The organism is Sporosarcina sp. Y1011 (genome assembly GCF_057669885.1).
In genome coordinates this window covers 1-12,985 of the sequence record NZ_JBYHFP010000024.1, presented here as the reverse complement: position 1 = coordinate 12,985, position 12,985 = coordinate 1, and the positions used below count along the sequence as shown (strand labels likewise).

Annotated in this window: 15 protein-coding genes and 1 pseudogene; 12 read left to right on the top strand and 4 right to left on the bottom strand. The window is 36.3% G+C overall.

All coding sequences use genetic code 11. The features are described 5' to 3' along the window. Positions 1 to 61: 61 nt before the first annotated feature. From AC25Y5_RS17370 to AC25Y5_RS17330, 9 genes and pseudogenes are all read left to right on the top strand, one after another. Positions 62 to 1,102 carry a YheC/YheD family endospore coat-associated protein gene (locus tag AC25Y5_RS17370; RefSeq protein ID WP_488141394.1) on the top strand — a complete coding sequence of 347 codons (1,041 nt, stop codon included), beginning with the start codon at positions 62 to 64 and terminating at the stop codon, positions 1,100 to 1,102. Positions 1,103 to 1,568: 466 nt separating this feature from the next. Next, positions 1,569 to 2,723: a YsnF/AvaK domain-containing protein gene (locus AC25Y5_RS17365; protein ID WP_488141393.1), complete on the top strand. Its 1,155-nt coding sequence runs from the start codon at positions 1,569 to 1,571 to the stop codon at positions 2,721 to 2,723. Between the two features lie 558 nt (positions 2,724 to 3,281). Further along, positions 3,282 to 3,482 (top strand): annotated as a pseudogene (locus AC25Y5_RS17360) (transposase); the annotation flags it as partial. Between the two features lie 356 nt (positions 3,483 to 3,838). Then, positions 3,839 to 4,699: a glycerophosphodiester phosphodiesterase gene (locus AC25Y5_RS17355; RefSeq protein WP_488141392.1), complete on the top strand. Its 861-nt coding sequence runs from the start codon at positions 3,839 to 3,841 to the stop codon at positions 4,697 to 4,699. Between the two features lie 160 nt (positions 4,700 to 4,859). Beyond that, positions 4,860 to 5,018, top strand: a complete 159-nt coding sequence (locus AC25Y5_RS17350) for a hypothetical protein (RefSeq protein ID WP_488141391.1) — start codon at positions 4,860 to 4,862, stop codon at positions 5,016 to 5,018. Positions 5,019 to 5,031: 13 nt separating this feature from the next. Further along, positions 5,032 to 5,277 carry a hypothetical protein gene (locus tag AC25Y5_RS17345; RefSeq protein WP_488141390.1) on the top strand — a complete coding sequence of 82 codons (246 nt, stop codon included), beginning with the start codon at positions 5,032 to 5,034 and terminating at the stop codon, positions 5,275 to 5,277. Between the two features lie 139 nt (positions 5,278 to 5,416). Continuing rightward, positions 5,417 to 5,740, top strand: a complete 324-nt coding sequence (locus tag AC25Y5_RS17340; protein WP_488141431.1) for a DUF421 domain-containing protein — start codon at positions 5,417 to 5,419, stop codon at positions 5,738 to 5,740. A gap of 24 nt (positions 5,741 to 5,764) precedes the next feature. Continuing rightward, positions 5,765 to 6,043 (top strand): DUF421 domain-containing protein, encoded by a 279-nt coding sequence (locus AC25Y5_RS17335; RefSeq protein ID WP_488141389.1) that lies wholly within the window; start codon positions 5,765 to 5,767, stop codon positions 6,041 to 6,043. Beyond that, positions 6,030 to 6,542: a glycerophosphodiester phosphodiesterase gene (locus tag AC25Y5_RS17330; RefSeq protein ID WP_488141430.1), complete on the top strand. Its 513-nt coding sequence runs from the start codon at positions 6,030 to 6,032 to the stop codon at positions 6,540 to 6,542. The genes AC25Y5_RS17335 and AC25Y5_RS17330 overlap by 14 nt, the downstream gene beginning before the upstream one ends. 487 nt (positions 6,543 to 7,029) lie before the next feature. On the opposite strand, the gene AC25Y5_RS17325 is transcribed toward AC25Y5_RS17330, so the two are convergent. Beyond that, positions 7,030 to 7,848 (bottom strand): serine/threonine protein kinase, encoded by an 819-nt coding sequence (locus tag AC25Y5_RS17325; protein WP_488141388.1) that lies wholly within the window; start codon positions 7,846 to 7,848, stop codon positions 7,030 to 7,032. A 465-nt stretch (positions 7,849 to 8,313) separates the two neighbouring features. On the opposite strand from AC25Y5_RS17325, the gene AC25Y5_RS17320 reads away from it, so the two are divergent. After that, entirely contained in the window at positions 8,314 to 8,436 is a 123-nt protein-coding gene (locus tag AC25Y5_RS17320) for a hypothetical protein (RefSeq protein ID WP_488141387.1), read from the top strand. A 20-nt stretch (positions 8,437 to 8,456) separates the two neighbouring features. On the opposite strand, the gene AC25Y5_RS17315 is transcribed toward AC25Y5_RS17320, so the two are convergent. The 3 genes from AC25Y5_RS17315 to AC25Y5_RS17305 form a co-directional block, all read right to left on the bottom strand. After that, the gene (locus AC25Y5_RS17315; RefSeq protein ID WP_488141386.1) at positions 8,457 to 9,275 is read right to left on the bottom strand and encodes a mechanosensitive ion channel family protein; all 819 of its coding nucleotides are present in this window, start codon (positions 9,273 to 9,275) and stop codon (positions 8,457 to 8,459) included. Between the two features lie 434 nt (positions 9,276 to 9,709). Continuing rightward, positions 9,710 to 9,811, bottom strand: coding sequence for a YjcZ family sporulation protein (locus tag AC25Y5_RS17310; protein WP_488141385.1), 102 nt, complete (start codon positions 9,809 to 9,811; stop codon positions 9,710 to 9,712). Positions 9,812 to 9,843: 32 nt separating this feature from the next. Beyond that, on the bottom strand, positions 9,844 to 10,647 hold the full coding sequence (locus AC25Y5_RS17305; protein WP_488141384.1) for a LysM peptidoglycan-binding domain-containing protein: 804 nt from the start codon (positions 10,645 to 10,647) through the stop codon (positions 9,844 to 9,846). Positions 10,648 to 11,023: 376 nt separating this feature from the next. On the opposite strand from AC25Y5_RS17305, the gene AC25Y5_RS17300 reads away from it, so the two are divergent. Both AC25Y5_RS17300 and AC25Y5_RS17295 read left to right on the top strand, forming a co-directional pair. Continuing rightward, the gene (locus AC25Y5_RS17300) at positions 11,024 to 11,299 is read left to right on the top strand and encodes a hypothetical protein (protein ID WP_488141383.1); all 276 of its coding nucleotides are present in this window, start codon (positions 11,024 to 11,026) and stop codon (positions 11,297 to 11,299) included. 182 nt (positions 11,300 to 11,481) lie between these two features. Further along, the gene (locus AC25Y5_RS17295; RefSeq protein ID WP_488141382.1) at positions 11,482 to 11,682 is read left to right on the top strand and encodes a hypothetical protein; all 201 of its coding nucleotides are present in this window, start codon (positions 11,482 to 11,484) and stop codon (positions 11,680 to 11,682) included. Positions 11,683 to 12,985: the final 1,303 nt, after the last annotated feature.

The following is a 12,985-nucleotide window of genomic DNA, read 5'->3' as shown; positions in this document are numbered from 1 at the left end:
TGATAGTCCTTTCTACTATATTTCTTAAAGGGACATCTTTTATAAGGGGAGTTGAAAAAATATGACTTTAATTGGCATGCTGCATCATAGGAAAGATCCGCGTAAAGTAAAAAGGGCATATGCTTACTCAGTTGTGGCCAAGGCTGAAGGCGTGGAGTTTTTTTACTTTACTCCAGCTAAAGTTGATATTAAAAACCAAACAATCATCGGAAAATGTTATGAAAATGGCGAATGGATTGACAAGGAATATCCATTTCCAGACGTCATTTATAATGCAAGCTATCCCTTGACAGAGAAAGGGGAGCGAACCGTAGATTATTTGTCTAAGAGGATTCCATTTACTAGTCATTCTGTCGGCGATAAAATGAGTGTCTATAAAAGGGTTGGGAGAGGCAAGGATTTCAAACAATATCTGATTCCAACATTCGAATTGACTGATGTCGAAATGTTAGTGAAGATATTTGATCTACATCCCAAAATCGTCATGAAACCTCTGTCGGGACACCAAGGCGAAGGCATCCTTTTCATTGAAAAAGAAGATGATGAAAAATACAAAATTAATGAAGCAGGAAAAATCTCCATTTATAAGAAACAAGAAATGCTGGACTTGGCATTATTAAAAATTCAGGAACAAAAATATTTAGTTCAAAAGTTTATTTCAAGCCAGATAAAATCTGGCCAAGTTTATGATTTTCGTTTGCATGTCCAAAAAAATGGAGAAGGCAGATGGGTTATAACATCCATTTATCCTCGAGTAGGTCCTATGGGAAGCATTACGTCAAATTTAGGCAGTGGCGGTTATACTGCTTATCTTGATCATTTTTTACAAAAAGAATTTAATGATGACTGGTTCAATGTTAAAAAAACGCTTGAGCACTTCTCATTAAGCTTTTCTAACCATTTTGATACTTTATACGATGGTGTCGCATTCGATGAACTAGGAATCGACGTTGGAATAGATGAAAATCAGAGGTTATGGTTGTTTGAAGTGAATTGGCGGCCCGGGGCCCCAATAATATTTAATTGTGAATTAGATTTAGCGATAAACACGATTCAATATGCTAAGTATTTAGCTACTACTAACAAGAATTTCTTCACTTAATAGAGTAATATTAGAAGCAAAAGTACTTTGGTTAGACAAATGAGTCGGCGTAATACTACCAAACTTATAGTTACATTTAGAATTGGTTAATTGGATTAGAAAACACGCAAAGCAAGCGGAAATCCGGATGCTTTGCGTGTTTTCATTTATATTAATAATATAGAACTCCCACTGAGTCGATATGAAATCCTTTATACTGTAGTCAAATCTGGGAGTCTATAATTCTGTTCGCGAAGCCGCAAATAAACGGGTGAAAGATCGGAAAGTGTTTTAATATATTTGTGAACGATCTAATGCTGTGTATTTTTTCATTTCAAGTTTAGCTTTAGAAATGGGTATATTTTCGACTGAACATTATAAAATATTAAATTACTCAATTTTTAGTTGTTTCAAGTGGAGATCTCTCGGGTAGACATTAAATACATGTGAATGTTATTAATTCTCATATGTAGTATATTTTGGAAGGATGATAAATGTGGAAAAACGAATTGTTGGCAGCTTTAATTCAGATGAAGAAGTCTTGTATGCAATTGAAGGATTGAAACGTCAGGGGCATCGCGATACAGATATCATGGTAGTAGCAGAAAATAAAAGTGCCATTCCATTAGTCACTTCCCGCACCGGAGTCATGGTAGAGGCTGATCAACAAGTGAGTACTATAGCAGGTGTTATGATGAACAGCTATTTTTCCATGTTGTCAGCAGGAATGGGCCGCACACAGGCTAATACCCTGTCCAGCAGGCTAATTGAAAGGGGCCTGCCAAAATATACAGCAAAACAGTGTGAAGAGGAAATAAATAAGGGGAAAATAATGTTGCTGGTTGATACGAATACAACTTACGACAGTCCTGTCTATAATACACAATATGAAACTGAAAACTCAAGAGCAGTCCGACTCCATGAAGAACAGCTTGAAATTACAAAAGAGAATGTCCAAGTTGGAGAATTACAGCTCCGTAAAGAAGTTGTGGAAGAACAGAGAACCGTTCATGTTCCACTATTTCGAGAAGAAATATATGTAGAGCGACGTCCTGTCATAGATGGAAAGTTTGATGGCAGCCCGTTTGGAGAGGATGAAATTATTCGCATCCCAATTATGGAAGAAAGAATAGAGGTAACGAAAAGAGCTGTAATTGTTGAAGAGGTAATTATAGGAAAGAGAAAAATTCAAGAAACAAAACAGGTACAGGATACCATTAGAAAAGAAGAAGCTCGGATTGAGCGTTCTGTCCCTTCGTCAATCGCAGCAGGGAAACTAGTTAACCAAGACACAGTAGGGCACGTAGTAGATATTACAGAAAGCCCAAATATTTTGATTGTGGAAGGCAATCCCGATATTGAAAGCATAATGGCGGCGGAGGACAAAAAGGAAGAAACACGCGAAAAACGCACAGGCTCCCTCTCTGTACAAGGAGAGAAAAACAAATCAGAATCAGCTGTCAGTAAAAAGGTCGAGGTAAGCGGGACATTAACAGATTCTCCTGTTAGTAAGGAAAGTAAAAGTTCTGCATCAATTTCACCAGCTACTTTAAAAAAGGAAGAAGCAATCCAAAACAACGAAAATTCCTCAATCGATGAGGAAAATAAAAATAATAAAAATCAAATAAAAAAGAAAAAATAATAATTCTCAGTAATAGGTTTGGAAAGGCTATGCGGTCCTTAGATATTATACAAAAAAGCAAAAAGGTATAATTCCCTCATATTGAGGTATTATACCTTTTTTTGCTTAGTGGTACTTTTTCAGGACCCTAGTTTATTATTTCAATTGTTTCCTCTCATAAAATTCGTACGCATATTCATTTAGGCTAAAGCCGCTTTGTATATAGATTTGCTGGGGACCTTTTCAAAGCTTGTCCTCTATTACAGCTCTTAATTTGAATTCAGGCTGAAAGCTATCAGTTGCATGGTTACATTTGGATTCGCCTCTAAAAGGCGTGTCCGTGCCTCAGTGAATCTATTTTTCATATCAAATCTTCCGCTCCGCTTACGTCTTTGTCATGATTATATACGGGGATTTTGATAAATACATACAAAAACTCCGAATCGGGGAACAGTTCATAGTAGGAATAGGCTCTTATATTAATGGCCTAAGTGGCTACTGCCACAAAATTTTCCCGGTGCAACTTTATGAATGTAACACCTTTTGATAGATTTAACCTTTTCGGCAAGAAAAGCACATGTTGCGAATAGGTTGTTTAATACTTATTCGGCCAAGATTGGAAATGATATTACTGCACATGACCTTCGACATTTTTTCTGTTCAAATCCGATTGAGAAAGGCATGAGCATTCATGAAGTGGCTAACCAATGACGATGTTTTTTACAAACCCTACGAAAAGAAATACTAGAGAAATTGAATCTCCTTTTAAGAAGGGATTAATGTTTATAATGCTGAATTATTAGATGCATCTAACGTGTAAAGGAGATCAGTGATGGGGTTTGACTTGACTCTAAATTTTAAAAGACGATATGAAAACTCTACTAAGAAGAGTGTCAGAAAGTAAGACGGTTTGGGGATTGAAAAGTGAAGATTGCTGGTGTGTGACGAATATGAAGATGAGCTAACTAGTGCTAGAGTTAAACTAGAAAAAGGGTTTTCTTTTTAATCTCTAAACATTCCTACTATAGTTATAGGGAAAAGTACGTAAATATCCTTTACACTTCTTAATGATATATTAATGCCTGCTATATATTCACTGCTTATAATTGAGTTAATAATAAATAAGGAGTGCTTAAATGAAACGAATGATTACTATTTTAGCAGTAAGTATTGCGATGACATCCTTTACTGGACCTGCACTTGCTACTGAACACGGAGAAATAGGAAAGGTAATATCGAAACAGGAACAGCAAAAAATGGTAAACGTGGCGCATCGTGGAGCCTCTGGACATGCACCTGAAAATACTATGGGAGCCTTTCAAAAAGGATTTGAAATGAAGGCGGACTATATTGAAATTGATGTTCAAATGACAAAAGATGGGGAGCTTGTCGTTATTCATGACACCACTGTAGATCGTACAACAAATGGAACTGGCAAAGTGGGCGATTTAACGTTAGAGGAAATTAGACAGTTGGATGCTGGTAGCTGGTTTAGTGAAGCCTATGCTGGTGAGAATGTTCCTACTTTTGAGGAAGTATTAGATGCGTTTCGTGGAAAAGTTGGTATTTTAATAGAGTTGAAGGCACCAGAACTTTATCCTGGAGTGGAAGAGAAAATTGCTGATGCTCTGATTGAAAGAAATATGAATCTATCGAATAACAAGAAAATTATCATGCAGTCCTTTAACCATGAATCTATGAAAAAATCTAAAGAACTTTTACCAAATCTCCCTCATGGCGTTCTAGCTGGAGCGAGTTGGGCAAATGTAACGAAAGAACAATTATCTCAATTCGCTACTTATGCTGATTATTTCAATCCAAATATGAACATTGTGACGGATGAATTAGTTAGTGATGTTCATGAAACTGGGATGGAAATTTATCCATACACTTCAAGATCACAAGAACAAGCTTTACATCTATTCGATTTAAATGTAGACGGAATCATTACAGATTATACGGAGCATATCTACTATCATCCTGTAAAAAATAAATAATTTAATATTAGGAAAGCTAGGTAGAGAATTCTTGAGAGAATTCTCTACCTGTTTTATTTAACCTCGTATGAATTCAATAAGTATTACAAGTCGGTCAGTAGCATATTTATAGCACTTTACAAGTGACCTGTAATCCGCATAGCAATCGGCGGAAGTTCGGATGTATGATTCGACAAAATCGCGGAACTATAAGCAATATGCCCAACAGGTAGTGCAACCATTCAAGCCGGTTAATCCAATTACGCGACCAATCGAAATGAGAGTGACGGTTTATCGGGCAGAGAAACAGTATGCATTTATCGAAATACAATCAGTCTGAAAGGGTGAAACCAATGAAAACACAACCTTACTTCCAAACAACAATAACTAGCGGATCAATTGAAGAACGAGACAGACGAATTGCAGAATTAAAAATTAGAGAATTTGAAGTTGTACGCCTTTTCGAAAAAATAGTGGAAAGTGCCAGCAATCGAACTGGTTTAATTAATGGCCGTCAACTAATCAAACATTCATATGATGGAGGAAGTACTCGTGCAATGTACGGAGCGGTGCTTAGGAGGTCGAATGATAGAGCGTGAAAACAATACACCTAAAATGAAAAAATCTTTATTAGAATTAACAGAATAATGGTCAATGCTAGACATTACGACGATAAGGTGAAGAAGTTGGAAGTATGCTGGGGGTGGAGGTCCTGTCCATTCTAAATATGAAAAAACGATAAAGGGGAAACCGAATAAGGATTTATATTCAATTGCAATTGAATTTGGAATAGGTTTTGCTGCATTACTTATTGTGACAAAACTATTGGGTAAAATGACACTCTCTAAGATTACTCCCTTTGATTTCATAGCCACACTTGTTCTCGGAGAACTGTTTGGAAATGCTGTTTATGATAAAGGTGTTAAAATTGGCTCTATACTTTTTGCAATCGTGGTATGGGGTGCGTTGATTTTCATAACTGAATGGTGTACTCAAAAAATTCAAGGTACAAGAAAATACCTAGAAGGAAAACCTTCTATATTATCAGTAAGGGTCATCTAGATAGACAGGAAATGAAAAAACAGAATGGATATTAACCAACTACAAATTTTAATGCGGGAAAAAGATGCATTTTCTATAAAAGAAGTTGCCTATGCGCTCCTTGAAACAGATGGTACGATGAGTATCTTGAGAAATTCAGAATATGAGAGACCGACGATTTCAAATATGGAAATACCACAAAAACCTGTATATCTCTCTTTAATATTTATCAGTGACGGAAAAGTTGATTGGGAAAGTTTGGAGAAATCGGGGTTTAATGAAGTGTGGCTGTTAAAAACGCTTCGCAACCATCATATCAAGTGAAGCCTATGCTGGTAAGAATGTACCTACTTTTGAGGAAGTATTAGCTACGTTTCGTGGAAAAGTTGGTATTTTAATAGAGTTGAAGGCACCAGAACTTTATCCTGGAGTGGAAGAAAAAATTGCTGATGCTCTGATTGTAAGGAATATGAATATACCGAATAATAATAAGATTATCATACAGTCCTTTAACCATGAATCCATGAAAAAATCTAAAGAACGATTACCAAATCTCCCTCATGGCGTTCTAGCTGGAGCGAGTTGGGCAAATGTAACGAAAAAACAATTAAATCAATTCGCTACTTATGCTGATTATTTCAATCCAAATATGAACATTGTGACGGATGAACTAGTTAGTAATGTTCATGAAGCTGGGATGGAAATTTATCCATACACTTCAAGATCACAAGAACAAGCTTTACATCTATTCGATTTAAATGTAGATGGAATCATTACAGACTATACGGAGCATATCTACTATCATCCAGTAAAAAATAATTAGTAAGGAATTTGATGGTGAATCAATTAATGCTGTATTAAACTACACAAAACACGTTCTATTCAGCGATTGAATGAAACGTGTTATTTTTATTGTCTTATTACGAAAGAAGGGTGCCGAAAAGTGTTTTTCAAAACCAAAATCTATTGACATAAAATCGTTAGTTTTGGCTGAGTACAAATTATTTTAGTTTTGTTCTTATTCAATGCTATACTAAAAAACAAACATAAAAACATCAAACAACAAGCTCCAAAAAAATGATGAAAAGAGGAAGAAAATGTTTAAAAAAATAATGAAGCAAATCAAGCAACTGTCCCAAGGAAGCAGCGAACGAAGACGTGGTAAATATCGTCGAGGGAGTAGCAGTGAACGAGGAAATCATTATCGCCGAGGCAGTAGTAGCAATCGAAGCTATAATCGATCTCCCATGAGCGGAAGTAACCGCTACAAACGGAAGGGGCGGAGCAGCAGCTAACTTTCCTAACTACGGCTAATGTACTTTTTGTACAGCTTTAATTGCAGCATGAAGGTCGGTTGAAATATCACTAATAGTTGGATAAGGTTCTTTAATTTGTAATAGTCTTTTTAGCAAATATATGGTTCCCTTTTCTAAAGATAGCTCTTCTGTCCAAGGAAGAGCTTTTTTATTTTTGAAAGAGTACGTCGTATAAAGTAAATATAAAAGTATTTCACCTAAATCATAGTAGTCCTGTTGTTTCATTTCTAGGATATCTTTCTGTTTGTTATGTAAAGAACCAAGTGGCAATTGAAATGGGTCAACCGAGACTCTTTGTTTAGATAAACCAAAATCAATCAAAAATGGCTCATTATTTTTCAATAAAATGTTTGGAATACGTAAATCTTGATGGTAAATATTTTCTGTGTGAAGATAATTAACTAATTCGAGCATTTGACCAAGAATTAGTAAAGACTCTTTCTCATTAAAAGTTTTCTTATTATAAAAAATATGGTCTTCCAAATTCTCTCCTTCAATAAGACTCATCACATAAAAAAAGTATCCGTTATATGAAAAAGCTTCATATAATATTGGCATATTTCTATGGTTCAGTGAACGCAACACAGAGGTTTCCCTTTTAAATAGCATAACTTCTTTTTTGTTACGACTTTTACTTGGACGAAGCTGTTTAACCACTCTATTTTCTTGTGACTTCAAATCATTACAAAGATAAACAATGCCATAGCTTCCAGTCCCTATAACATTCAAAACCTCGTAGCGTCCGTTTAAAACCGTCCCTTCTTTTATAGGTATATCAACAAAAAATTGATAAATTTTTTTAATTGAACGCAAAATTGAAACTTCCCTCACCCCTTCTTTTACCTTAGGATCCTACACAAAACTTAAAAATTCCATAGTTATCGAACCTTAGATTGTTTTTAGAAACTTTATGTACTCGTTAAGCTCACAAAGTCCAGCAAAAATTAATTGAGTATGAAGTATAAAAGAGTACGGCCGTTAATATAGAGGTTACTTTTTAAAAAGCTTAATGGATTGAAGCAGCCGAAATCTGGGGGAGCTTCTTTAACTGTCATTCTTCGAGAATACATGGCGATAGCCTAATTTAATTTTATCTGATTAACCTTAGGTCTACCAGTTTTACGACATTTTGCTCTAGCTGTGTCATCCAACAATTGTTCGCCCACTAATGGTTTACCGTTCAAATTCCTCATCTGTTTCCAGGATGGTGTCAGCAATTTTAATTAGCCTTTTTGTAGTTCTGGCTAGACATAACAATGTATGGATGGAGGTGCGTATTTGGAAGTTAACCAACAAGTTTTATATGTGGAGCATAACGGGAGGGTGACGAACCAGTTGGACTCGACTTCGATGCCTTCACTTGTTGTACTCATGAAAACAACAAAAAAAGCAGAGATATGAACTCTAGCTCTTTATGAGTTTTATTGGCTTGTGTTGAGGCTATCTGCCATCAACAAGTCGTTCTTGTAAGCAGCCATCGCCAGTTCATACCTTACTTTTTTGCCCGCATCCACGAAATCCGCTTCCTTCACAAGACCTGATAATGAATACCGATGACCCCTAAAATCCACGTTCAGTTCGGTGATTTGGTTGAATTTGAAACTTTCCACGGGAACACCGTTCTCATCCTTCAACAGGTATTCACCGTATTTCTCGTTGCATGTTTGTGCCACTACCTCCATCACCTTGAAAACAATGTCAGGATTTTGCGTATAGTTGAGGACAAGGCTTTCGGTTACCCGGCGCATTCCCCGGGTCCCGTTCTGAAGTTCCATGATGCTGCTATAGGAGACCGTATAGAGGTACCCGTCATGCTGGCGGATTTTCAGGTGGCGCATGCTAATATCCTCGATTTTCCCCTGACGGTTTCCATTGATAATCACATAATCCCCGTGATGGATCTGGCGCTCAAACAAGTAGGTCAGCCCCATAATGTAATCGCGGATGATATGCTGAAGGATCAATGCCAAGGCACCTACGACCACGACCGAACCAGTGACAAGCTTTGTTAGGTCGTAGAAATAGCTAAGTACATAAATAAAGAAGATGACCAGTCCCAATGCCTTTGTCACCTGGTTGGCGAAATGAATTAATGTCTCTTCCCGCTTTTCATCCAAGATGCTCGTTTTGTCAAAGAAAAGCTTGATGGATTTGCGGAGCAAATAAACCGAGAGTAGAATCAGCAGTGCCACCGTTACTATTTTTACGGGCGACTGCCGGAACAGTTCCAAGAAAAACATCCAATCAACTCCTACTTTTTTTACACTATACCAAAGGAATGCAGATAAGGAGAAAAAACATCCTTTCGCAACAACCCTTAACGATAGCATGGTTAAATTAAAAAAAGAAGCAGTATACTGCCTTCTTGAGGAACGATTATATTACCAGAATGTGTTTTTCGTTGCTAAATGGTTATTAAAAGATATAGAGATAAAGGTCCATGAGGGAATTGATCCTGTGCAAGATTAATTCCCTTTTCTTTCTTACAGAATAGCTAAATTTTATGAATCAGGAATGGTATGTACAATTCTTTATTTTTTATACAATATTGTCGGAAATAATAAAAAGAATATGTGATGGGGTTAGAAATTCATGGTGAAATACTCATCCGAAATTGAAGTAAATATACAAAGGAAAGAAGCTGAGTAATAATCCAGCTTCTTCGCCTTTTATTTTAGTTTATACATGCAACACAAATGATGATGAAAAGGATAAACAATACAACAATTAACGCGAAACCTTCTCCCTCATAACAATAAGCCAACTTATTGCACATCAGATTTATGCATTAATACACGGTAAATTTTCTTAAAAATAGACTTTTGTCTTTACTAAGTCTTGGATACTACCATCTTTAGCGCTTCTTGTGTAAACCCAAAGTTCACCAGTATTTGATGTAGGGGTTCTGTTGAATGGTAAAGTGCTTGTGAAATTTCCGTACTCAGGAGCACCTTTATTAGCCATTGTAGAACGTTCGTTAGAAACAATAGTTCCGTTAGCGTCTCTTAATTGATATAAAACATTTGCTTCAAACGCTCTTGCCTGACCCTCTATTCTTTGTCCATTAACTACTATTGTTCCCGGAAGTGGAGTCCAAACGACAATGTTTTGAGAGGTTGATAAAGGCAGAATTAGCTCATATTCTGGCCAAATCAGATCTCCTTGGTAACCTGGTCGGTTTTGGTTTGCTATTGTTATGCTTGAAAGGGAAATTCCAAATCTATTCGATATCGATGAAAGAGTATCACCTGTTTGTATTTCGTATATAAATACAGGTACTGTTAATGGTTGATTAGGGAAAATAATGTTGGGGTTTACTAAATCATTAATACCAGAAACTAAATCACTAAATGCATCAAACCTAGAAGCAATCTTATTAACTGTATCTCCGGATTTAACAATATAAGTTACTTTTCCGGTTTTTGAAAGAACTGGGACGACAAGTACATCTCCAGGATAAATAAGACCAGGATCAGTTACCGGCTGAAATAAATGATTCGCTCGTCCTATTGCTTCAACAGAACTTCCAAATCTACGAGCTATTGAATATAATGTATCGCCCTGACTCACTGTGTAAATATAAGTTTTATTAAAAACTATTGACAATATCATCACCTCCATTTTAATTATTAAAAGAGTCATTACTCAAAGATGACAATCTTTCTATTAAGATATTCTTGTAAAACACAGAGGGTAGGGATAAACATCTTGAGTCATTAATGGAATTATCGAAAGAATTAAAAATGGGTAGTGTCAAGGGTACATGTCTGACTGGAGCGATAGCAGAAGGATTCTAAGGAGTTGTCACGTGGGATGATTTTCACCCTCTTGTCAAAAGTCATTTTTATCACGAAACAAATCACATTGTTACCGTTCTGAACTGAACCCCAAATGGTAGACACTTTTAAAAAAGTGACCCCATTTTGAGTTTTTTCTGTCTTAAAGTCTATGTATGCTGAAGATAACTAGCCTGACAGGAGTGTTTTAAATGAGTAAAATACTTTTCAATGAACCTCAACGTAGACTATTAGAAACAAATCCTGATGTGAACTCAGCCCCAGAACGTTCTATCCAATATAAACCTAAATTTAAAGTATTAGCCGTCGTAGAGAGTCAGAACGGTAAAGGCCCGTCTCAAATTTTTGCTGAACATGGATATTACTTAGAAATGATTGGCACCGAGAAAGCTAATAGTTTACTGCGTCGTTGGAGATATTCATATCAGCTTCACGGAGAAGATGGGTACTTTGAGGAACGTCGCTGAAAAGGAAGTACTGGTCGCCCATCCACTAAAGAGTTATCTCGTAAGAAGAAACTTGAAAAAGCTGAAGCACGGATTAAATATCTTGAAGCTGAGGTCGAATTGTTAAAAAAGCTCGAGGAATTAGAGAGTCAGACCGAGAAATAACTCTAACATCAGCGGAAAAATATCAGGTGATTAACGAAGTGATTCGTAAGTTTCAATTAAAGAGGTTAACGACCCATCTATGCGAAGTCGCAAAAGTACATCGAAGTGGTTATTATGCATTGTCCGAAAAAGTTGATATCCATGCCATCCGCGATGAAAATGACTATCAAGACTACCTTGTACTCAAATGTGCTTATGATGCCTTTAGAGGGGAAATCGGGGTCTCTATATGGCATTAGAGGAATTGCTTGAGATTGCAATGAATCAGAAGAAGGAAATTGGCACAATGTAGCAGAAAGAGATAAAAGGACGAACAGAATTAACAGTAATAGGAAATTGAATGGTTGAATGAATGGGTTAACAAGACTAATTAACATAGGAGATAAATAGCTAAAAGAAAACAAGGAGGTTACCCATATGTTGTGTTAACCTTTCAAACACATGGATTCTAGCAATTGGGGAAAGACTTGCTCCATCCTCCCAAATTGCATAAAATTTTTCCGAGAAACTAGCGGATAAGCTTGATCATTATGTGGGTAACGATGATATGACTTATGTACAGGCATTGAAGAAGACACAGAAGGAGATTACGTCGACTAATTGTGTGATTCCGTATGTGAGTTATGAGGAATGGGCTTAAGGAAAGTAGAATGATAAAAGTGATTATTGTAGAGTAGTCCTGTTCGACTCGTGTATAGTGATATTGTACTGTGGTTGAAATTACGGTAAAGGAGGTGGGTCATTTTGCTTCACGGATATATTGTTAAACGCAATTATATTTTAGGGAGGAAGTGATCCGCTATCTCGGTTCGTTGCTCCGATATGCAACCGGTCTTTGAGCACAGACCTAAAAGAAGCTTATTTATTGTGCCCTTTTAGGCGTGAACTATAAGGGCGCAAGGATGAATAACAAAGAACTCAGAAGAAATAAAAGCATGGCTCTTAGTCAATAAAGATAACGCAGAAGTAAAACGAACCTCGGAGAACTTTCATCGCCTACAGTTAAGGGAGCGGAAGGGTTGCTAGATACAAATGTAGGAAGGGAAGTGTAACAACCTCGTTTGGATAGCAATTTCACAAGAGTTCTTACTACATGGAATGAAAAAAATCTCGACACTCTCGTCGATTCAGAAGTAGTAAACGTAACCCGTCTAAATTGCTTAATGAAATTCAACTTGATGAAGACAATTATCATTCTTAGGTTAGTGCATTAATAGTGCTTGGTTGTAAGTGGACTTTTGACATTCTATCAACGTGGAAATATATAAAAAGTTGAAGAAGGATGCTAAACCAAATGATATTGCTATCCTTATATCATTGATTGATAAAGTACCTTTATTGGCCTGATTGGAACTTCAATACAATTGTAATAGGTATACAGAATTATTATTCAATAGGTACAGAAATTATAAATAATCTCAATGAGTTGAACTTTCATCTACGTAGGTCACTATATAATCGATTTGCTATCTATCTCATCGTATATGTGTTATTCTTATAAAGAGTTATTTTTGTTCTTTTTCAGATTGAGAATTTTGTTTT

What these genes read in the sequence shown, in the direction of transcription:
- AC25Y5_RS17335 (WP_488141389.1), top strand. Translation starts at nt 5,765, where the DNA reads ATGGATATTAACCAACTACAAATTTTAATGCGGGAAAAAGATGCATTT.
- AC25Y5_RS17370 (WP_488141394.1), top strand. Translation starts at nt 62, where the DNA reads ATGACTTTAATTGGCATGCTGCATCATAGGAAAGATCCGCGTAAAGTA.
- AC25Y5_RS17345 (WP_488141390.1), top strand. Translation starts at nt 5,032, where the DNA reads ATGAAAACACAACCTTACTTCCAAACAACAATAACTAGCGGATCAATT.
- AC25Y5_RS17310 (WP_488141385.1), bottom strand. Translation starts at nt 9,811, where the DNA reads ATGTGCAATAAGTTGGCTTATTGTTATGAGGGAGAAGGTTTCGCGTTA.
- AC25Y5_RS17305 (WP_488141384.1), bottom strand. Translation starts at nt 10,647, where the DNA reads ATGATATTGTCAATAGTTTTTAATAAAACTTATATTTACACAGTGAGT.
- AC25Y5_RS17300 (WP_488141383.1), top strand. Translation starts at nt 11,024, where the DNA reads ATGAGTAAAATACTTTTCAATGAACCTCAACGTAGACTATTAGAAACA.
- AC25Y5_RS17355 (WP_488141392.1), top strand. Translation starts at nt 3,839, where the DNA reads ATGAAACGAATGATTACTATTTTAGCAGTAAGTATTGCGATGACATCC.
- AC25Y5_RS17350 (WP_488141391.1), top strand. Translation starts at nt 4,860, where the DNA reads ATGTATGATTCGACAAAATCGCGGAACTATAAGCAATATGCCCAACAG.
- AC25Y5_RS17315 (WP_488141386.1), bottom strand. Translation starts at nt 9,275, where the DNA reads ATGTTTTTCTTGGAACTGTTCCGGCAGTCGCCCGTAAAAATAGTAACG.
- AC25Y5_RS17365 (WP_488141393.1), top strand. Translation starts at nt 1,569, where the DNA reads ATGATAAATGTGGAAAAACGAATTGTTGGCAGCTTTAATTCAGATGAA.